This window comes from Bradyrhizobium sp. NBAIM01 (genome assembly GCF_020194115.1).
Taxonomy (GTDB): domain Bacteria; phylum Pseudomonadota; class Alphaproteobacteria; order Rhizobiales; family Xanthobacteraceae; genus Bradyrhizobium; species Bradyrhizobium yuanmingense.
The window spans coordinates 79,867-98,698 of the sequence record NZ_JADYVU010000005.1 but is presented as its reverse complement, the minus strand read 5'-3'; the positions used below and the strand labels follow the sequence as shown (position 1 = coordinate 98,698).

General features: G+C 64.7%; 18 protein-coding genes. 4 read left to right on the top strand and 14 right to left on the bottom strand.

Going from position 1 to position 18,832, the window contains the following annotated elements; all coding sequences use genetic code 11:
* Window positions 1-4 precede the first annotated feature (4 nt).
* Both I6F31_RS18205 and I6F31_RS18200 read right to left on the bottom strand, forming a co-directional pair.
* Complete coding sequence (locus I6F31_RS18205; protein ID WP_036001111.1) at window positions 5-1,564, bottom strand: carboxyl transferase domain-containing protein; 1,560 nt, start codon at window positions 1,562-1,564, stop codon at window positions 5-7.
* Entirely contained in the window at window positions 1,494-2,468 is a 975-nt protein-coding gene (locus I6F31_RS18200; protein ID WP_036001116.1) for a helix-turn-helix domain-containing protein, read from the bottom strand. Before I6F31_RS18200 ends, I6F31_RS18205 begins: the two co-directional genes overlap by 71 nt.
* A gap of 95 nt (window positions 2,469-2,563) precedes the next feature.
* On the opposite strand from I6F31_RS18200, the gene I6F31_RS18195 reads away from it, so the two are divergent.
* From I6F31_RS18195 to glsA, 4 genes are all read left to right on the top strand, one after another.
* Entirely contained in the window at window positions 2,564-2,785 is a 222-nt protein-coding gene (locus I6F31_RS18195) for a biotin/lipoyl-containing protein (RefSeq protein ID WP_197947040.1), read from the top strand.
* A 166-nt stretch (window positions 2,786-2,951) separates the two neighbouring features.
* On the top strand, window positions 2,952-4,118 hold the full coding sequence (locus I6F31_RS18190) for a TAXI family TRAP transporter solute-binding subunit (RefSeq protein WP_225185883.1): 1,167 nt from the start codon (window positions 2,952-2,954) through the stop codon (window positions 4,116-4,118).
* A gap of 236 nt (window positions 4,119-4,354) precedes the next feature.
* Window positions 4,355-6,430: a TRAP transporter permease gene (locus tag I6F31_RS18185; RefSeq protein WP_225185882.1), complete on the top strand. Its 2,076-nt coding sequence runs from the start codon at window positions 4,355-4,357 to the stop codon at window positions 6,428-6,430.
* Window positions 6,431-6,451: 21 nt separating this feature from the next.
* Entirely contained in the window at window positions 6,452-8,299 is a 1,848-nt protein-coding gene (gene glsA / locus I6F31_RS18180; protein ID WP_225185881.1) for a glutaminase A, read from the top strand.
* A gap of 63 nt (window positions 8,300-8,362) precedes the next feature.
* On the opposite strand, the gene I6F31_RS18175 is transcribed toward glsA, so the two are convergent.
* The 12 genes from I6F31_RS18175 to I6F31_RS18120 all read right to left on the bottom strand — a co-directional run bounded on the left by I6F31_RS18175 (window position 8,363) and on the right by I6F31_RS18120 (window position 18,822).
* Window positions 8,363-8,665, bottom strand: a complete 303-nt coding sequence (locus I6F31_RS18175; protein WP_225185880.1) for a nucleoside triphosphate pyrophosphohydrolase family protein — start codon at window positions 8,663-8,665, stop codon at window positions 8,363-8,365.
* Window positions 8,666-8,791: 126 nt separating this feature from the next.
* Window positions 8,792-9,319, bottom strand: coding sequence for a carboxymuconolactone decarboxylase family protein (locus tag I6F31_RS18170; RefSeq protein ID WP_225185879.1), 528 nt, complete (start codon window positions 9,317-9,319; stop codon window positions 8,792-8,794).
* Between the two features lie 487 nt (window positions 9,320-9,806).
* The gene (locus tag I6F31_RS18165; protein ID WP_225185878.1) at window positions 9,807-10,166 is read right to left on the bottom strand and encodes an OB-fold domain-containing protein; all 360 of its coding nucleotides are present in this window, start codon (window positions 10,164-10,166) and stop codon (window positions 9,807-9,809) included.
* Window positions 10,163-11,299 (bottom strand): thiolase family protein, encoded by a 1,137-nt coding sequence (locus I6F31_RS18160; protein WP_225185877.1) that lies wholly within the window; start codon window positions 11,297-11,299, stop codon window positions 10,163-10,165. Before I6F31_RS18160 ends, I6F31_RS18165 begins: the two co-directional genes overlap by 4 nt.
* A 9-nt stretch (window positions 11,300-11,308) precedes the next feature.
* Window positions 11,309-12,508, bottom strand: a complete 1,200-nt coding sequence (locus I6F31_RS18155) for a CoA transferase (protein ID WP_225185876.1) — start codon at window positions 12,506-12,508, stop codon at window positions 11,309-11,311.
* Between the two features lie 124 nt (window positions 12,509-12,632).
* Window positions 12,633-12,839 carry a hypothetical protein gene (locus I6F31_RS18150; protein ID WP_036001140.1) on the bottom strand — a complete coding sequence of 69 codons (207 nt, stop codon included), beginning with the start codon at window positions 12,837-12,839 and terminating at the stop codon, window positions 12,633-12,635.
* 122 nt (window positions 12,840-12,961) lie between these two features.
* Window positions 12,962-14,131 carry an acetyl-CoA acetyltransferase gene (locus tag I6F31_RS18145; protein ID WP_027571779.1) on the bottom strand — a complete coding sequence of 390 codons (1,170 nt, stop codon included), beginning with the start codon at window positions 14,129-14,131 and terminating at the stop codon, window positions 12,962-12,964.
* A 60-nt stretch (window positions 14,132-14,191) separates the two neighbouring features.
* Window positions 14,192-14,842 (bottom strand): bifunctional 4-hydroxy-2-oxoglutarate aldolase/2-dehydro-3-deoxy-phosphogluconate aldolase, encoded by a 651-nt coding sequence (eda, locus tag I6F31_RS18140; RefSeq protein ID WP_036022476.1) that lies wholly within the window; start codon window positions 14,840-14,842, stop codon window positions 14,192-14,194.
* Window positions 14,843-14,867: 25 nt separating this feature from the next.
* Window positions 14,868-15,842 carry a sugar kinase gene (locus tag I6F31_RS18135; protein ID WP_225146777.1) on the bottom strand — a complete coding sequence of 325 codons (975 nt, stop codon included), beginning with the start codon at window positions 15,840-15,842 and terminating at the stop codon, window positions 14,868-14,870.
* Window positions 15,843-15,866: 24 nt separating this feature from the next.
* Window positions 15,867-16,853: a D-erythronate dehydrogenase gene (denD, locus tag I6F31_RS18130; protein WP_225185875.1), complete on the bottom strand. Its 987-nt coding sequence runs from the start codon at window positions 16,851-16,853 to the stop codon at window positions 15,867-15,869.
* 87 nt (window positions 16,854-16,940) lie between these two features.
* Window positions 16,941-17,876, bottom strand: coding sequence for a carbohydrate ABC transporter permease (locus I6F31_RS18125; RefSeq protein ID WP_036022472.1), 936 nt, complete (start codon window positions 17,874-17,876; stop codon window positions 16,941-16,943).
* Window positions 17,869-18,822, bottom strand: a complete 954-nt coding sequence (locus I6F31_RS18120; RefSeq protein ID WP_085972022.1) for a sugar ABC transporter permease — start codon at window positions 18,820-18,822, stop codon at window positions 17,869-17,871. The genes I6F31_RS18125 and I6F31_RS18120 overlap by 8 nt, the downstream gene beginning before the upstream one ends.
* Window positions 18,823-18,832: the final 10 nt, after the last annotated feature.

Here is an 18,832-nt window from a genome sequence, read left to right as displayed (position 1 = left end):
GATATCAAGGCCTGATCGTCATATTCTCCGGCGGCCCCGGCTTTCGCAGCGGCTCCGCCAGCCGGGCGAACTCGCACAGCAGCGAGCGCGTCTTCCTGGGATCGATGATCTCCTCGACCCAGAATTTTTCGGCCGAGCGGAACGGCGAGCGGAGCTTGTTGAGCCGCTCCTCGATCTCCTTCAGCTTAGCCGCCTTGTCTTCCGCCGCGTCGATGTCGGCGCGGTAGGCGGCTTCGATGCCGCCTTCGAGCGGCAGCGAGCCCCAATAGGCCGAGGGCCAGGCATAGCGGATCGAGAAGCGGTCGGCCGGCTGGTGCACGACACCGGCGACGCCGAACGCGTTGCGCAGGATCACGGTGCACCAGGGCACGGTGGTCTGGTTCACCGCCGCCATGGCACGCACGCCGTGGCGAATGGTGGCCGCCTTCTCCGCATCGAGGCCGATCATGAAGCCGGGGCAATCCATGAGATAGACGACCGGCAGGTGGAAGGTCTCGGCGAAGTCGACCCAGCGCACCACTTTCTGGCAGGCATCCGCGGTCCAGGATCCGCCATAGTGGAAGCTATCGCTGGCGAGCAGCAGCACCGCCCTGCCCTCGAGCCGCGCGAGGCCGACGATGATCGGCTTGCCGAAGTTTTTTGCGACCTCGAAGAACGAGCCCTTGTCGACGACGGACTCGATGATGGGCCGCATCTTGTAGACCTGCTTGCGGTTGCGCGGCACCGCGTTCATCAGCGCTTCGTCGCTGCGTTCAGGACTGTCCGTGCAGGGCAAGGTCGGCGGCAGCTCGTAGACCGATGACGGCAGGTAGGAGAGGAAGCGCCGCGCGCAGGCGAACGCCTCCTCCTCGGTGTCGACCGCATGATCCACCGCGCCGGCGCGGGTCTGGATATCGGCGCCGCCGAGCTCCTCCTTGGTAAGGTCCTGCCCCAGCGCCTTCACCACCGGCGGACCCGCGACGAACATCGCGGACTTCCGCGTCATGATGGAATAGTGGCTGGCGGCAAGACGCGCGGCGCCCAGGCCTGCTACCGAGCCGAGGCCGAGCGCGACCACCGGCACGCGCGACAGATTCTCCGTCGTGAAGCGATACCAGCGCGTGCCGCCGATGCCGCCGGGCAGATTGGCCGCGCCCTTGGTCTCGATGGTCTTGACCGAGCCGCCGCCGCCGGAGCCTTCGATGATGCGGACGATGGGCAGCCGGAAATCGTGCGCCATCTCCTCCGCCATCAGCGGCTTGGCCGAGATCGACGCATCCGCCGAGCCGCCGCGCACGGTGAAATCGTCGCCGACCACGACCAATGTGCGGCCGTCGACGCGCGCGCGGCCAAACACGCAATTGGCCGGCGTGAGCTTCTTCAGATCGCCGCTGGAATCGTACTCGCCGATGCCGGAGACGGCACCGATCTCGTGAAAGCTGCCTTTGTCGATCAGCTTGTCGATACGCTCCCGAACAGTCAGCCGGCCCTGGTCATGCTGTCGCTTGACCTTGTCAACGCCGCCCATCTCCCGCGCGAAGGCTTCGCGCCGGGCGAGCTCGTCGAGTTCCGGCTTCCAGTTCATTCACTCCCTCCGAATGGATCGGCTTGTTATTGTTGTGCACGGCCATGGCGACCGGCTTACGCGAGATACGGTTGTTGAAGGCGTCGCCTTCCGCGCCTTCCATCAGGCTGCCGAGCGAGCGGCCAAGCTGGAGCATCATCGGCGCGACTTCCTCGTGCAGACGCTGCTCGTCATACATCGCCGACAGAAGACCGATCGTGATGACCACGAAGGTCTGGTACTGCGGCGACCAGATCGGCACCGCGAGACCGTTGATGTGCGGGCTCCAGAGGCCGCAGGCGACGACATAGCCGCGCTCGCGCAACATCTGCCGGTTGGCCTCGATGCGGGGCTTGAGAATCTTCGCAGCTTCGGGGGCTTCCCGCTCCATGTCCGCGACGAAGGCATCACCGACTTCCGGCGCGAGCGCCGCGGTGTAGGCCGCGCCCGCGGCGGTCGAGGCCATCGAGATGCGGCTGCCGGTGCCCTCGTGCAAGCCGAGCGCCGTCGCCGAACGCGCGAACTGGAGATAGACGAGATGGAAGCGGTCGGGGACGACGAAGCCGACCGTGCCCGGCAGCTGCTCGGCGACTTCCTGCAGCCGCTGGCGAATCATGCTGCGCAGCTGCGCGCCCTTCATCATCGAAGCACTCATCGCCACCGCGCTGGGGCCGATGCGATACTTCTGGTCGCGCGGGAGATACACGAGCTGGCCCATGCGGGTCAGCGTATGCGTGAGCCGCGATACCGTCGAGCGCGGCAGACCGCAGCGATTTGAAATCTCGAGATTGCCGAGTCGCGCCTCGTGGCCCTCGAAGCATCGCAATACGTCGAACGCGCGCGACACCACCTGGATCACATCACCCTCACCGGCTTCGCCAGCGAGCGCACCTTGCCTGCTCAACCGCTCCGAACGTCGTCCCATGATCCCTACCGTTGTGTTCCGCTGTGCGGAATTAAATTCCACTTGCAGACGACGCTACCTCAGGCATTTTGCGACGACAACAAAAAGGCGATGGCATGCCAGAAATTAAGATCGTCACGGAGGTCGCGGGACGCATCTGCGCAACTCCCGTGCAAGTTGGAGGAACCGTCGCGGATGGCGATGACGTTGTGGTGGTCGAAGCGATGAAGATGGAGATCCCAGTGCCCTCGCCCGCAAACGGCACCATCACATCGCTTCTGGTAAAGGTCGATGACGTCGTTGCGGAGGGACAGGCGATAGCGATCGTCGCGAACTGAGCGTCTTATCCGGTCTTTTCCGCGACAATGTGTCAGTCGCATTCCCACGCGCGCTGTATGGCGTTGCCATCGCTTGATCGCGGTGACATGATCGGTTTCAAACAAAACGTTGTTTCAACAAAGAATGAAAATCTTCGCGGCAAAGCGAAGATCATTGGAGGGAAACATGCTTCGTGGGCTGCTCGTGCTCGCGCCTGCTCTGGTGGCGGGCATTTCTTTTGCGTCTACACGCTATTCGTTCGCCGAAGACATCAAGCTGCCGGCGACATTGACCTTCACCGCCTATGACACCGGCACCGCCGGATTCAACATCGCGGTCGGCGTCGGCAAGATGATGAAGGACAAGTACGGCACCGACGTGCGCGTGCTCCCCGCAGGCAACGACGTCGCGCGCCTCGCGCCGCTGCGCGCCAAGCGCGCGGTTTCCGCGGCGATGGGGTCGGGCACCTACTTCGCGCAGGAAGGCGTGTTCGAGTTCGGCTCGAAGGAATGGGGTCCGCAGCCGCTGCAGACCCTGCTCTCGACCGTCGACTGCAATTGCGCCTCGCTTGCGGTGGCCGCCGACACCGGCGTGAAGGAGCTGAAGGACCTCAAGGGCAAGCGCGTCGGCTTCGTGGTCGGCTCACCCGCGCTGAACCAGAACTCGCTCGCGGTGCTCGCCTTCGCCGGGCTGACGCAGAAGGACGTCAAGGCTGTCGAATTCGCCAGCTACGGCGCGATGTGGAAAGGGCTGATCAACAACGACGTCGATGCCGCCTTCGGCACCACCATCACCGGTCCCGCCAAGGAGGCCGAGGCTTCGCCGCGCGGGCTGATCTGGCCGCCGCTGCCCGCCAAGGACGAGGAAGGTTGGGCGCGGATGCAGAAGGTCGGCTCGTTCTTCTTCCCGCAGCTTGCGACTTGCGGTGCCGGCATCTCGCCGGAGAAGCCGATCGAACTCGGCAATTATCCCTACCCGATCTTCGTCGCCTACGCCTCGCAACCGGCCGACCAGGTCTATGCGATCACCAAGGCGATGATCGTCAACTACGACGCTTATAAGGACTCCGCGCCCGGCGCCGGCGGACTCGCGGCCAACCGCCAGACCAAGAACTGGGTGGTGCCGGTGCATCCCGGCGCGGTGAAGGCGTTGAAAGAGGCCGGCCAATGGAGCGACGCTCAGGAGGCACACAACAACCAGCTGATCAAGCGGCAGGAGGTGCTGGCGGCCGCCTGGGCCAATTACGGCAAGTCCAACCCGCCGTCGGACGACAAGGCGTTCCTCGAAGGCTGGACGAAGGCGCGTGCCGCGGCGCTAGCGAAAGCGGGCATGCCGAACGGGTTCGAGGAATAGAGTGAGATGTTGTTAGGCGTGATCGTTGCCTCGCGAGAAGTGCGCCCCCTCTCCCGCTTGCGGGAGAGGGTTGGGGAGAGGGTGCCTCCGCGGTGGGATTCCCCCAGAGGAGAAAGCCCTCACCCGGCGCTTCGCGCCGACCTCTCCCGCACGCGGGAGAGGTTGAGCGCGCGGCCAGAGCGGTTCAAACAACTGCCGTTTGCCTGATTGCGTTCACCAGCCCACGCGCGGGATCGATGATGTCCTCTTCCACTTCCACCGTCCCGCAAGACGAGCCCAAGCGCGTCGTGTTCGATGATCCCCATGGCGCCGCCGGCAACATGCAGGAAGCGGAAGTCACGCGCGTTCGCACGTTGCGCGGCGCGTGGCGCTGGACGCTGATCGTTGCGACCGCGGCGACGATCCTGCTCTGCATCAACCAGCAATTCTCGCTGCGCTTCTTCGTCGGATACACCCAGCTCAACACGGAATATTTCTATCTCCTGATCGCGTTGATGCTGCCGTTCACCTTCCTGATCTTTCCGGGCACCGAACGCGCGCCGCTCGACCGCATGCCCTGGTATGACCTCGTCCTGTTCGTCGTGACCTTCGCGGCGGCGATCATACTGATGGTCAACGTGCGCAAGGCGGCGGAGGCCGGCTGGGAATTCGGTGGCGCGCCCAACACGGTGATCGCCGCAGGCCTCGTGATGTGGGTGATGCTGATGGAAGCGTTGCGCCGCACCGGCGGCTGGAGCCTGCTCCTCAGCGTTCTGCCCTTCACTGTCTATCCCCTGTTCGCCGAAGCCCGCTGGCTCGGGCCGTTTCGTGGCACGCAATCGACGCTCGAACAGGCGACCGCCTATCACGTGCTCTCGGGCGAGAGCCTGCTCGGCATCCCCATCCAGGCCTTCGCCGACACCGTGATCGGCTTTTTGGTGTTCGGCACCGCGCTGATGATGACGGGCGCCGGAAAGTTCTTCATCAACCTGGCCTTCGCGCTGTGCGGCACCTTTCGCGGCGGCGCGGCAAAAGTCTGTATCTTTGCCAGCGGCCTGCTCGGCATGATGTCGGGTTCGATCATCTCCAACGTGCTCACCGCCGGCACCATGACCATCCCGGTGATGAAGAAGAGCGGCTTTCGCGCCTCCTATGCCGCCGCGATCGAGGCCTGCGCCTCGACCGGCGCCGTGCTGGCGCCGCCAGTGATGGGTGCGACCGCTTTCGTGATCGCCCAGTTCCTCAATGTCAGCTACGCCGATGTCGCGCTCGCCGCAATCATTCCGGCCGTGCTCTATTACGCCGGCCTCTTCATGCAGGTCGACGCCTACGCGGCGCGCCACAAGCTGAAAGGTATTCCCCGCGCCGAGCTGCCGCGGATCATGGATACGATCAAGGACGGCTGGTACTACGTCTTCGTCATCGCGCTTCTGATCGTGATGCTGCTCTACTTCAAGCGCGAGAGCCACGCGCCGTTCTACGCCACCGCGCTGCTTCTCGTGCTCAACCAGTTCTTCTCGAAGGACACGCGCTGGACATTTGCGACGATCGGCAAGTTCCTGGAGGTCAACGGCCGCACCTTCGTCGAGTTGGTCGGCATCCTCGCCGGCTGCGGCCTGCTGATCGGCGCGTTCTCGATGACGGGCGTGGTGTCGAGCCTTGCCAACGACCTCCTGCACATCGCCGGCGACAATGCCTTCCTGCTGCTCGGCATGTGCGCCCTCACCAGCCTCATTCTCGGCCTTGGGCTGACGACGACGGCCTGCTACATCTTCCTCGCCATCCTGGTCGCGCCTGCGCTGGAGAAGCTCGGGCTCAACCGCATGGCGGTGCACATGTTCATCTTCTATTGGGGCATGCTGTCGTCGATCACCCCGCCGGTCGCGATCGCTTCCTTCGCAGCTGCCGGCATCGCCGGATCGCCGGCCATGAAGACCGGCTGGGAATCGATGTGGGTCGGCAGCATCATCTATTTCCTGCCGTTCTTCTTCGTGCTCAATCCGGCGCTGGTGCTGCAGGGTTCGAGCCCATACCTCGCCGGGCTCGGCCTGATGGGCCTCGCCGCCTTCGGTACGCTGTTCATCTGCGGCGGCATCCAGGGCTACCAGCCTTTCGTCGGGGACTTGCGCGGCACAGGCAGCCTGGAATGGCCCATTCGCGTGCTGCTCGTGATCGGCGGCTTCGTGGTGGCGACCCCCGGCGGCGGCATCATGCCGTTGTCGCAGATGCAGGTGACGTTGCTCGGCCTTGGCATCCTGCTGCCGACGATCCTGATCGCGCTTCTCTTGGTCCGGCGCCCGCCTGTGATGCCGGACGGGTTGCGCGTGCTCTGATTGCGTTGCACAAGGGAGGCGATGAAACCGCTCTCGCCTCTCGCCACCGCCTGGACCCGCTCGAAGCCGCCCTTGCTGCGGTTCCTGGACAATTGCCTCAGCGAGTTCTCCGCCGAAACGTCGGGCCATGTCGCCGATTACATTCCCGAGCTCGGCAAGGCCGACCCTGCCTATTTCGGCATCAGCCTGGCGACGCTGGACGGCCATGTCTATGAAGTCGGCGACTCCAGGGTGCCCTTCACCATCCAGTCGATGTCGAAACCCTTCGTGTTCGCGCTGGCGCTGGACCTGCTCGGCGCCGGCAAGGTCGAAGGCGCGATCGGCGTCGAGCCCTCCGGCAATCCCTTCAACTCGATCCGGCTCAATTCCGAGAACCATCCGTTCAACCCGATGGTCAATGCCGGCGCGATCGCCTGCACCGGGTTGATCTACGACAGCAAGGGCGCGGAGGCTTTCGAGCAGATCCGCCTTGCACTCAGCCGTTTTGCAGGCCGCGACCTTTCCGTCGACGACGCCGTCTATTCTTCCGAGAGCCAGACCGGCGACCGCAACCGCGCCATCGGCTATCTGCTCAAGACCAACGCGGTGATCTCGGACAACGTAGCCGGCGTGCTCGACGTCTATTTCCGGCAATGCGCCGTGCTGGTGACCGCGCGCGATATCGCGGTGATGGCGGCAACGCTCGCCAATCGCGGCATCAATCCGGTCACCGGCGAGCAGGTGCTGAGCGCCTACGCGATCTCGCGCACACTTTCGGTGATGACGTCGTCGGGCATGTACGACTATGCCGGCGAGTGGATCTACCGCATCGGCATCCCCGCCAAGAGCGGCGTCGGCGGCGGCATCCTGGCCGCGCTCCCTGCCCGCCTCGGCCTCGGCAGCTATTCGCCAAAGCTCGACAAGCACGGCAACAGCGTGCGCGGCATCAAGGTCTGCGAGGCGCTGTCCTCGCATTACGACCTGCACATGCTCAACCGCAGCGACGACGCACGCAACGCCGTCATCGCCGACTACGACATCGGCAAGAGCCCGTCGCGCCGCGTGCGCCGCCCGCAGGAGCGCGAGATCCTGGCGGCCCACCAGCAGGAGGTGCGCATCATCGAACTGGTCGGCACGCTGTCGCTGTCGGCGGTGGATTACGTCTCGCGCCGGCTCGCGGGACGACCGCGGCCGCAATTCGTAATCTTCGACCTGCACCGCGTGACCTCGACTACGCGGGCCGGCGCACGGCTCGTGGCCGAAGCGTTCGAGGAATTGGCCGCGCTGAACGTCACGGTGGTCCTGTCGGGCGTCCGGCGCGCCTCCAAGGAATGGAATACGTTGCGCGAATGGACCGCCGAGCTGAAGAACGTGCGCGACTTCTATCTGCTCGATACCGCGATCGAATGGACCGAAGACCAGATCGTCTATCGCTACGGCGGCTCGATCGATTTTCACGAGACCACCGAGCTTGCCGAACAGCCGCTGCTGACCGGGCTGAGCGAGGAAGAGCTGACGGATCTCGCCTCGCTCTGCACCATCAGGACCTATCAATCCGGCGCGAAGATCCTCACGGCCGGCGACCCCGCCGATGCCCTGTACTTCCTGCGCAGCGGCGCCGTGCACGTCACACTGCCCGACGGTGTCAGGCTGGCGACGCTCACCGCGGGCATGGCCTTCGGCGAGATGGCGCTGCTGGAAAAGACCCGCTCCGCCGACGTGTTCGCCGACATGGCCGCGACGGCATGCGAGGTGCCGCTGAAGGATTTCGAGCGCTTCCGCAGGCGGCACCCCCGCGCCAGCGAATGCATCATGCGTAACCTGGCCCAGCTCCTGGCCGACCGCCTGATCGTCGCCAACGCCAAGGTGGATATTCTGACCTCGACGTGAGCGCAGAGGTCTTCACCTCTCCCCGACGGGAGAGGTGTAACGGCTTCCCTGTCCGCACCTGACCTACCGGCTCGCCGCTTCGCTGATGCGTCGCCTGATCTTGGCGGCACTCGCATCGAGCAACGCTGATGGCTGCTGGCCGGTGGCGGCGCACAGGCAGGCCCAGTAGTAGACGACATCGCCGAGCTCTTCCACGAGACCCGCCTTGTCGAGCCAATCGTCGCGCAAGAGCTTCTTGATGTGCTCGGCGACTTCGCCGGCCTCGCCGGCAAGGCCGAGGCCGAGATAGGACAGCCGCTCGTTGGACGGATGCTCTTCGACTTTCGCAATGGTTGCGGCCCAGGCCGCATATTCGTCGATCGTCATCGGCATCCCTCGCGCCTTGCGTCTGGAGATTCGGTTCTGATTGAATCAGAACCGAATCTCTAGATTCTTGTTTTGACGCGTTTTCTTGACGCGAACCGGTGCCCACTTCGCTCGAAAACGCTTTAGTCAGCCCACCACTTCGGTGACGGGCTGAAGATCGATCTCGAATGTCTCCAGGAACTTCGACGTCATGATGTAGAAGCCGACCGAGAGCTGGAGCTCGACCAGCGCGGCCGGTGTCAGCTTCGATGCGATCGCCTTGAAGGTCGCTTCCGTCGGCTTCTTCAGCTTCACGATCTCGTCGGTGAAGGCGAGCGCGGCGCGCTGCACCTCATCGAAGCAGGATGCGGCCTGCCAATTCTCGAGCGCCTCGTTCTGCTCGTCGGTGACGCCGACATTCTTGCCGATGCGCTTGTGCGCGACGATCTCATAGGGTGCCTCACACAGGATGCCGGTGCGGGTGATCGCAAGCTCGCGCACGATGGGGTCGAGCTCGCCCTTGTGCCTGATCGCGCCGCCGAGGCGGCAATATTGCTCAAAGTAGCTCGGCGAATGCGCCATCATCCGGAAGATGTTGGCATGGCGGTTCTTGTCGAGGATTTCGCGGGTGCGGTCGGATGCCTTGGACGGGTCGCTGTACTGAATGCGGGCCATGATTTTCCTGAAGTTTTCCCTGATCTTTTGATGCTTTTTGTCGCCACTGGCGAAGGTTCCCTAGGACTCTATTCGCGCGGGGACGCAGGAGCAACATCATCGAGTCAAATTGCCGCCGCATTGCTGATCGACCCTGACACAGTCGATATTCGCCGCGGGGGGACAAATCGCGGCGGATACTCGCAAGGGGTGTTCCGAGTCAAAACAATCGGCCGTCGCGTGCGCTTAACCGCGCAACGATGAGACATGCCCAAGTCTAGGGAGAAAACGGCATGAAGGAAGCCACCAAGGGGGCGGCCGCGGAAGCGCTCGCGCATATGCTGGCGGTGACGGCGATGCTCGTCATCGCCAGCATCTTGTTCTACGGGCGCTAGCTAGTTCGAGTTCTAAGAGTTTTCGTCATTCCGGGGTGGCTCTCGCACAGGCCAAGCCCAGAATACCCGTTCCAGGCTCGGTCACATGACCGCCCCCGAATGACGGATCCACACTATTTCAGTTTGGCAAAGAACGGCACCAGCTTGCCGGCAAATGGTTTGAAGCTCGCAATGACCGAATCGCCGATGGCGAGGTCATTCTCGCCATGGGCCATCATGCGAAAACCCTCGGCGCAATCGACCAGCAGGATGTTGTAGGGCACGTGGGCGCGCGTCTCCGGCGTTGCGGCGCGGCAGACCAGCGAGGTCGCGTATACCCTGCCCTTGCCGCTGGCGTGCTGCTCGTGCGGGCCGGGTACACCGCAGGCCGCGCAGAAGGCGCGGTGAAAATACTGCACATGGCCGCACGAGCCGCAGGTCTGGTAGGTGATAGCCTCCTCGCCCTTGGTCCAGTCCGCCAGTCGCTCGCTCATCTGACGCGCTCCAGAAACATGCTGACGTGAGACGACAGCACGCCGCCATCGCCATGCAGCAGCGCAATCGAGGCATCGCGCACCTGGCGGTTCGCCGCCCGCCCCGTCATCTGCAGATGCGCCTCGACCAGATGCGCCATGGCGCCGCCGACGCCGCAATGGCCGTAGCTGAGCAGGCCGCCATGGGTGTTCAGCGGCATCGCGCCGTCGCGGCTGAAATGGCCGGCGCGCACGCGCGCGGCCGCCTCGCCGCGGCCGGCGAGCCCGAGATCTTCCAGAAGCATCGCGAGCGTGATCGTAAAGCTGTCGTAGATCGCGGCATGGCGCACGTCGGAGATCGCGAGACCCGTGGCCGCCTTTGCACGCGCGATGGAGATCTCGGCGCCGAACTCGCTGAGCGCCGGCGCTGCCGTGACGTGCTGATGCGTGTGGGCCTGGGCGCAGCCGCGGATGCGCACGCCCGCTTCCCCGGTTCGCTCGCGGCTGACGACGAACGCCGCGCCGCCGTCGGAGACCGGGCAGCAATCGAGCAGCTTGAGCGGCATCGCCACTGGCTTGGAGGCCATGACGTCGGCGACATTGATGGGATCGTGGAATTGCGCGCCGGGATGAGTGCAGGCGTGGGCACGCATCAGTACCGCGAATTCGGCGAGATCCTCTTCGGTCACGCCGTATTCGTGCATGTATCGGCTGGCGACCAGGCCGTAATAAGCGGGAATGGTCGGTCCTAACGGCACCTCGTAGTCGGGATGGCCGACTTGCGCCAGCGCCTGGATCGAGGCATCGCGGCTCTGCCCGGTGAGCCGGTTCTCGCCGGCAACGACCAGAACGTTGCGGCAGACACCTGACGCGACGAGATGATGTGCGAGCATCGTCATCGCAAGACCCGTGGCGCCGCCGACCTGGACGGCATGGGCGTAGGACGGACGGATGCCGAAATGCTCCGCGAACACGGTCGCCAGCATGATGTGCGGCGAGACGGTGGAATAGCCGCAGAGGATGCCGTCGATGTCGGTGCGCGCGAGGCCGGCATCGTCGAGCGCGGCTTGTGCCGCTTGGCTCATCAGGTCAAGCGAGGAGGAGCCCTCGTGCTTGCCGAACGACGTGAGGCCGACGCCGGTGATGAAGCTCATGGTGCCCCCCTACTCCGGCGCGTCACGCGTGACGCCGTCGCGCACCATGGCGTCGATTTCATCGTCCGAGTATCCGATCTCGCGCAAAATCTCGGCGCCGTGCTCGTTGAGCCGCGGCGCCAGGCGTACCGGCTCGGCTTCGGTCTCGGACCAGGTCGCCGTCACCTTCATGCTGCGGATCGGGCCTTCGGTCGGATGTGTCACCACCGGGAAAAAGCCGGTCGCCTCCAGATGCTCATCGTGCAGGATCGAGGCGAGATCGTGCATCGGCATGACCGGCACGTCGGCTTTCGTCAGCAGGTCGATCCATTCCACCGTGGTCCGCGTCTCGAAGATGCGCGCGAGCTCGGCGTAGACCACATTGATATTGGCGGCGCGGCCGGCGAAGGTCGCGAATTTGGGATCGGCGCGCAGGTCGTCGCGCCCCGTAGCCTTGAAGAAGTTCTCCCACTGCTTGTCGTTGTAGACGATGACGCTGAGATAGCCGTCCGAAGTCTTGTAGGGCCTGCGGTCGCGCGAGAGATGGCGGGCATAGCCGCCCTTGTCGAGCGGCGGCTCGAAGGTGAGCCCGCCCATGTGATCGCCCATGACGAAGCCGGCCATGGTCTCGAACATCGGAATGTCCAGACGCTGGCCGCGGCCGGTGCGGTCGCGGTGCACCAGGCTGGCGCAAATCGCGCCGACCGCGGTGAGGCCGACGATACGATCCACGAGCGCGTTCGGCACGTAGCGCGGCACGCCGTCGCCGGTCTGCGCCATCAGCGCCGGCAGGGCCGTGGCGCCCTGGATCAGGTCATCATAGGCGGGTTTCGCGGCATAGGGCCCGTCCTGTCCGAATCCGAACACGCCGGCATAGACCAGGCGCGGGTTGATGGCGGAGACGACGTCATAGCCGAGCTGAAGCCGCGCCATGGCCTGCGGGCGGACGTTGTAGACCAGGACGTCGGCGTCCTTCAAAAGCCGCAGCACGGCTTCGCGGCCCGCCGGCTTCTTCAGATCGAGGCAGATCGAGCGCTTGCTGCGGTTGGTGTTGAGGAACACTGGCCCCATGCCGGCGTGTCGCATCGGGCCGATCAGGCGGGTGACGTCGCCGTCCAGCGATTCCACCTTGACGACGTCGGCACCGTAATCGCCGAGCATTTGGGTCGCATAAGGGCCCATCAGCACGGTGGTCATGTCGACGACCTTGATGCCTTTCAGCGGCCCCATCGTTCGCTCCCGATTGCGCCGAGCCCAACTGCCCACGCGATTTCGGTCCAGCTAACGGCAGTGCCGCCGCTCGCGCAAGGGCGAGCGGCGTATGGCGGCATGCGCCGCGGGGCGACGTCGGCCGCTATTTCTTCTGACGGGATTCCCGGATCTTCAGGAGCCGGTCGAGTTCGTCATTCTGCTGGTTGATCCGGTCAGCGATGCGCGACTCGTTCTGCTCGCCGGAGGCGGCAGCGGCCTGCTCGATGAGTTGGCGTATATTGTCTTCGAGGATCGCGATACGATCGTTGAGTGCGTCCATCGACAGTGAATCTTCGTAGTTAGTGCTCATGATGCATTTCCCGCAAAATCAATCAGAGCATTAAGGGGGGCCGCGCGAGCCCACCATGATCTAACGCAAAGAAATAAGGCGGGCATGGCGTATGGCGCCTTTGCCCACCCTACAGGATCAAACTACTTCAGCGGCTCCAGGACGGAGACGTAGTTGGCGACGGCCGCGCCACCCATGTTGAAAATGCCGCCGAGCTTGGCGTTCTTGAGCTGCATGCCCTCGGGCGCCTGGCCCGCGAGCTGCATCGCGGTCATCACATGCATGGAGACGCCGGTGGCGCCGATCGGATGGCCCTTGGCCTTGAGGCCGCCGGACGGATTGACCGGCAGCTTGCCGTCCTTGAGCGTCCAGCCTTCTTTGATGGCGCGGGCGCCCTGCCCCTTCGGCGTCAGACCCATCGCTTCGTACTCGATCAGCTCGGCGACGGTGAAGCAGTCATGGGTCTCGACGAAGGAGAGATCGGACAGCGTGACACCGGCCTTCTCCAGCGCCCGCTGCCAGGCGACCGTGCAGCCCTCGAACTGCAGGATGTCGCGCTTACTCATCGGCAGGAAGTCCTGGGCGTGCGCAGTGGCGCGGAAGCCGATCGACTTGGTCATGCCCTTGGCCGTCTCGGCATCGGCCAGCACCAGCGCAGCGGCGCCGTCGGAGACCAGCGAGCAGTCCGTCCGCTTCAGCGGGCCGGCGACATAGGGGTTCTTCTCGCTCTCGGCGCGGCAGAAGTCGAAGCCAAAGTCCTTGCGCATCTGGGCGAAGGGATTGGCGACGCCGTTCTTGTGGTTCTTGGCCGCGATCAGCGCCAGCGCATCGGACTGGTCGCCGTATTTCTGGAAGTAGGAGCTGGCGATCTTGCCGAACACGCCGGCGAAACCGCCGACCGTGTCGCCGTCCTCAGGGAGGTAGGAAGCCTTGAGCAGGTTCTTGCCGATCTCGGCGCTCGGCGTGCGCGTCATCTGCTCGACGCCGACGACCAGCACAATCTTGGCCGCCCCTGCGGCAATCGCGCGCAGGCCCTGATGCACGGCGGCAGATCCCGTGGCGCAGGCGTTCTCGACACGGGTCGCCGGCTTGAAGCGCAGCTTGGGATCGGCCTGCAGTACCAGCGACGCCGTGAAATCCTGCGGCGAGAAGCCGGCGTTGAAATGGCCGAGCACGATCTCGTCGACATCACCGGCCGAGATGCCGGCATCCGCCAGCGCCTCATTGGCGACGCGGGTGACGAGGCTTTCGACGGTTTCGGTGTCGAACTTGCCGAACGGCGTATGCGCCCATCCGACGATGCTGGCGGTCATGGTCATTTCTCCCTGGAGGCCTCTTCCTGAGCTAAGTCTTAGCCCAGGGATGGCAAGACTTCACGCGGCTTTCAGCGCCTTGAGGGTCCGCTCGCAGATGGCAGTTATGCCGGCCCAGTTCCCGGCCCGGATTTCCGCCGTCGGGCACAGCCAGGACCCGCCAACCGCAACGACATTGGGTTCAGCCAGCCACGTCGCGGCATTGGCCTCGCCCACCCCGCCGGTCGGGCAGAACCGCACGTTCGGGAACGGCCCGCCGAGGGCGCGCAGGCCCTTGATGCCGCCGGCCTGCTCCGCCGGAAAGAACTTTGCGACGTCGAAACCGTAGGACAGCGCCATCATCAGTTCCGAGGCCGTGGCAATCCCTGGCGCGAACGGCAAGGAGCTGTCGGTCGCGGCCTTGAGCAGATCGGGGGTCAGGCCCGGGCTGATGCCGAACGCGACGCCGAGCTTCTCGACGCGGCTGAAGTCGGACGGGTTGAGAATGGTCCCGATGCCGACGACCGCCTCGGGGACCTCGGTCATCATCGCGCGCGCCGCCTCGATCGCAACGGGGGTGCGCAAGGTCACCTCCAGCGTGCGGACCCCGCCGGCAACCAGCGCGCGCGCCAGCGGCACCGCATCCTGGATGCGCTCGATGGTGAGGACGGGAATGACAGTCGCAGCCTTGAACAGCGCGACGAGGTGGTTCTGTTGGGCAGCCGTGGTCATGGGTCTCGATTCATTTGGTCGCTGTCTAATTGTTGGCCTGGCGGGACGCCGCCGGCCGGTGCCGCTTCTTCGGCGGCATGGCATAGCCCGGAATGATGGCGCCGGGATAGCAGATCACGAGGCTGGCGAGCCGATGTCCTGATAGGGCCGCCTCCACCGGCTCGGCGCCGGCGAGCCGGGCCGCGATATAGGCCGCGGCGAAGCTGTCGCCGGCGGCGGTGGTATCGACCACGGGCTTGGTCATGGGCTCGGCGCGGACCTCGCTGGCGCCGCCGGGGTAGCGCAACAGGCTCACCGGCTCGGGCAGACGGAACACCAGTTCCGGGGTTGGGATGCGCGCCATCAGCTGGTCGTGACTTTCGCCGGGATGGAGCGCGAGCAGATCCTCGGTCGAGGTCAGCACGATGTCGGCGGCCGCGAAGGCGGTCGCAAACACCTCCCGCGCGATATCGCGGTCGGGCCAGCCGCGCGCGCGGAAATTGGTGTCGAACACGAAGCGAGTGCCGAGCAGGCGCGCGCGCTTGATGGCGCCGAACAGGCGCTCGCGCCCGGCCGCGTCGTAGATCGAGAGCGTGATCGCAGAGAGATAGACGACGTCGTAGCTCATCAGCGAGTTGAGCAGCTCGTCCGTCTCCGGCAGGCTCATCAGCTGGCGCGCGGCCGCACTGTCGCGCCAATGGAAGAACTGGCGCTCGCCCTCCGCATCCGTCTGGATCATGTAGAGGCCGGGCAGCTTGCCCGCGAGCCGCACGACACGCCGCGTGCCGACGCCTTCCGCATTCCAGGCAGCGACCATCTCGTCGCTCAGGGCGTCATCGCCGAGCGCGGTGAGATAATCGACCTTGACGTCCAGCCGCGCCAGATACACCGCCGTGTTGAGGGTGTCGCCGCCGAAGCCGCGTGAGTACAGGCCACCGCCCTGCCCCTGCCCGGCGGACGCGCCGCCCTGGGCCTGCCGCAGCTCGACCATGCATTCGCCGATGCAAGCAACGCTCGCCATCATCAGGGCCCGCTCAGTCCGAGCTCAGGCGACGAAATTGCCGCCGAGCTCGTCTTCGATGTGAATGCGGATGATTTCGTCGAACGTCTTCTCGGCGGTGGTGAAGCCGAGTTCGCGCGACCGCCTGGCATCGAAATTGCGCGGCCAGCCGCCGACGATGCCGACGATGAAGGGATCGGGCTCGCGCTTGATGCGCGCGGCGACCTTCTCGCCCGCAACCCGCTTCAAGGCGGCGATCTGCTCGCCGACCGTGGCCGATAGGCCCGGCATGGTCAGGTTGCGGCGCGGGCCGACAGTGGCGAGATCCATGGTGCCGGCGTGAAGCAGGAAGCCGACGGCCGAGCGAGGCGTCGCGTGCCAGTGGCGGACGTCCTCGGAGACCGGGAGGATCGCTTCCTTGCCGGCGAGCGGTTCGCGCAGAATGTTGGAGAAGAAGCCCGATGCCGCCTTGTTGGGCAGGCCCGGCCGGATGCAGATGGTCGGCAGGCGGATGCCGATGCCGTCAAGGAAGCCGCGGCGGGAATAATCGGCGAGCAGAAGTTCGCCGATCGCCTTCTGCGTGCCGTAGCTGAGCAGCGGGGTATGGAAGAACTCGTCGCCGATCGCATCGGGAAACGGCGCGCCGAACACTGCGATCGAGGACGTGAACACCACGCGCGGCTTGTAGCCGCCGCCCGCAAGGCGGATCGCATCGAGCAGCATCCGCGTGCCGTCGAGATTGATGCGATAGCCCTTGTCGAAGTCGAGCTCGGCCTCGCCGGAGACGATCGCGGCGAGATGGAAGATCACGTCGGGGCGACCTGCGATCAGTTTCTCAGCCGCGCCCGGGACGGCGAAATCGCCCGAGACGGTCTCGACGGCAAAACCGGCCTGCTCCGGCTTCTTCGGCTCGACCACGTCATGCATGGTCAGCTTGGTGATATCGCTCTTGCCGAGCCGGCCGTCGCGCAGCAGCCGTTCACAGAGCTTGCGGCCGACCATGCCGGCGGCGCCGAGAACCAGAATGTGCAAGAGCTCAACTCCTTCTTATTGGCCGGACTTATTGGCCGGAGCGCGCCGCTCTTGAAACCATTGGCGCGCCCTCGGCAAGCCCCGCGATCATTCCTTCACGGCGCCGGTCATCGCCGACACATAATGCTCCACGAAGAAGGCGTAAAGGATCACGAGCGGCAGCGAGCCGGCCAGCGCGCCCGCCATCAGCGAGCCCCAGCGGTAGATGTCACCGTCCACGAACTCGTTCACGATCGCGACCGGCACCGTCTTGTTGCTGGTCGATTGCAGGAAGGTCAGGGCGTAGATGAACTCGTTCCAGCACAGCGTGAAGCAGAAGATGAAGGCCGAGATCAGGCCGGGAATGGCCAGCGGCACGACGATCTTGATCAGGATCTGCCAGCGGCTCGCCCCGTCGATCAGCGCGCATTCCTCGAGCTCGAAGGGGATGGTCTTGAAATAGCCCATCAACAGCCAGGTCGAGAACGGGATCAGGATGGTCGGATAGGTCAGGATCAGCGCCAGCGGCGAATCGAACAGGCCGTACTGATACACGACCGTGGCGAGCGGAATGAACAGGATCGACGGCGGCACCAGATAGGCGAGGAAGATCAGCCCGCCGACGAGATTGGCGCCCTTGTAACGCAAGCGCACGATGGCGTAGGCGGCGAACACCGAGGCGATGATCGAGAGCACCGTCGCGCAGATCGCCACGTACATCGTGTTCCAGAGCCAGTACGGATAGTAGCTCTCGAACAGCAGCTTGTGGAAGTGCTTGAAGGTCGGATTCCAGGTCCAGAACGGATTGTACTTGTCGAGGTCGAGCAGCTGCTCGTCGGGCTTCACCGAGGTCAGCGCCATCCAGTAGAACGGGAACAGCAGGACGACGACGATGATGGCGAGCGGCAGGTACAGCGTCACCAGCCTGCGCGGCACCGACTGCAGATAGCTCATGCCCTCGCTGTGATCATCCTTCGCGACTGTCGGAGCCGAGCTATGCAGGACGGCCTTGAGATCGATCCGCGAGGTGGGGAGATCAGTCATTGTTTTCTCCCTGCTGCCACTTGCGACGCTGCAGGCCGAACCAGGACACCATGATGGCGGCGAGCAGGAACGGGATCATCGCACTGGAGATCGCGGCGCCCTCGCCGAGCTGCCCGGCGATGATCGCACGCTGATAGGACAGGGTCGCCATCAGATGAGTGGCGTTGACCGGGCCGCCACGCGTCATCGCCCAGATCAGCTGGAAGTCGGTGAAGGTGAACAGGACCGAGAAGGTCATCACGACGGCGATGATCGGCGTCAAGAGCGGATAGGTGATGTAGCGGAAATTCTGCCAGCGCGTGGCGCCGTCGAGCGTCGCGGCTTCATAGAGCGACGGCGAGACGGTCTGGAGGCCTGCGAGCAGCGTGATCGCGACGAACGGCACGCCGCGCCAGATATTGGCGAAGATCACGCAAATGCGTGCCCAGGTCGTGTCGCCGAGGAAGTTGATGTTCTGGTTGATCAGGCCGAGCTGCTTCAGCGACCAGGAGATGATCGAGAATTGCGAGTCGAAGATCCACCAGAAGGCGAGCGCGGAGAGCACCGTCGGAACGATGAAGGGGATGAGCACCATCGCGCGCAGCATCGCCTTGAACGGCATGTGCTCGTTGAGCAGCAGCGCGAGGTAAAGGCCGATGCCGAATTTGAAGGCGCTGGCGACGAAGGTGTAGAGCAGCGTGTTGAACACCGACAGCCAGAAGATGGAATCGTCCCACAGCCATTCGTAGTTCTCGAAGGCGATGAACTGTCCGACCCTGCCGATGCGCGTGTCCGTGAAGGACAGCCAGATGCCCAGCCCCAGCGGATAGGCCAGGAAGAAGATCAGGAACACCATGGCCGGCACCATGAACCAGAAGCCGAGCCAATTGCGATTGTGTTTAAGCTGGGCCCAGGCGCCAGCCTCGGTCATCTGAGGCTTGGCCCGGGGAATTGCGACATCAGCCATGCCCGATATC

Bases quoted from the DNA above. Each gene is read 5' to 3' on its own strand.
- I6F31_RS18205 (WP_036001111.1), bottom strand. From the start codon at position 1,564: ATGAACTGGAAGCCGGAACTCGACGAGCTCGCCCGGCGCGAAGCCTTC.
- I6F31_RS18200 (WP_036001116.1), bottom strand. From the start codon at position 2,468: ATGGGACGACGTTCGGAGCGGTTGAGCAGGCAAGGTGCGCTCGCTGGC.
- I6F31_RS18195 (WP_197947040.1), top strand. From the start codon at position 2,564: ATGCCAGAAATTAAGATCGTCACGGAGGTCGCGGGACGCATCTGCGCA.
- I6F31_RS18190 (WP_225185883.1), top strand. From the start codon at position 2,952: ATGCTTCGTGGGCTGCTCGTGCTCGCGCCTGCTCTGGTGGCGGGCATT.
- I6F31_RS18185 (WP_225185882.1), top strand. From the start codon at position 4,355: ATGATGTCCTCTTCCACTTCCACCGTCCCGCAAGACGAGCCCAAGCGC.
- glsA (WP_225185881.1), top strand. From the start codon at position 6,452: ATGAAACCGCTCTCGCCTCTCGCCACCGCCTGGACCCGCTCGAAGCCG.
- I6F31_RS18175 (WP_225185880.1), bottom strand. From the start codon at position 8,665: ATGACGATCGACGAATATGCGGCCTGGGCCGCAACCATTGCGAAAGTC.
- I6F31_RS18170 (WP_225185879.1), bottom strand. From the start codon at position 9,319: ATGGCCCGCATTCAGTACAGCGACCCGTCCAAGGCATCCGACCGCACC.
- I6F31_RS18165 (WP_225185878.1), bottom strand. From the start codon at position 10,166: ATGAGCGAGCGACTGGCGGACTGGACCAAGGGCGAGGAGGCTATCACC.
- I6F31_RS18160 (WP_225185877.1), bottom strand. From the start codon at position 11,299: ATGAGCTTCATCACCGGCGTCGGCCTCACGTCGTTCGGCAAGCACGAG.
- I6F31_RS18155 (WP_225185876.1), bottom strand. From the start codon at position 12,508: ATGGGGCCGCTGAAAGGCATCAAGGTCGTCGACATGACCACCGTGCTG.
- I6F31_RS18150 (WP_036001140.1), bottom strand. From the start codon at position 12,839: ATGAGCACTAACTACGAAGATTCACTGTCGATGGACGCACTCAACGAT.
- I6F31_RS18145 (WP_027571779.1), bottom strand. From the start codon at position 14,131: ATGACCGCCAGCATCGTCGGATGGGCGCATACGCCGTTCGGCAAGTTC.
- eda (WP_036022476.1), bottom strand. From the start codon at position 14,842: ATGACCACGGCTGCCCAACAGAACCACCTCGTCGCGCTGTTCAAGGCT.
- I6F31_RS18135 (WP_225146777.1), bottom strand. From the start codon at position 15,842: ATGGCGAGCGTTGCTTGCATCGGCGAATGCATGGTCGAGCTGCGGCAG.
- I6F31_RS18125 (WP_036022472.1), bottom strand. From the start codon at position 17,876: ATGACTGATCTCCCCACCTCGCGGATCGATCTCAAGGCCGTCCTGCAT.
- I6F31_RS18120 (WP_085972022.1), bottom strand. From the start codon at position 18,822: ATGGCTGATGTCGCAATTCCCCGGGCCAAGCCTCAGATGACCGAGGCT.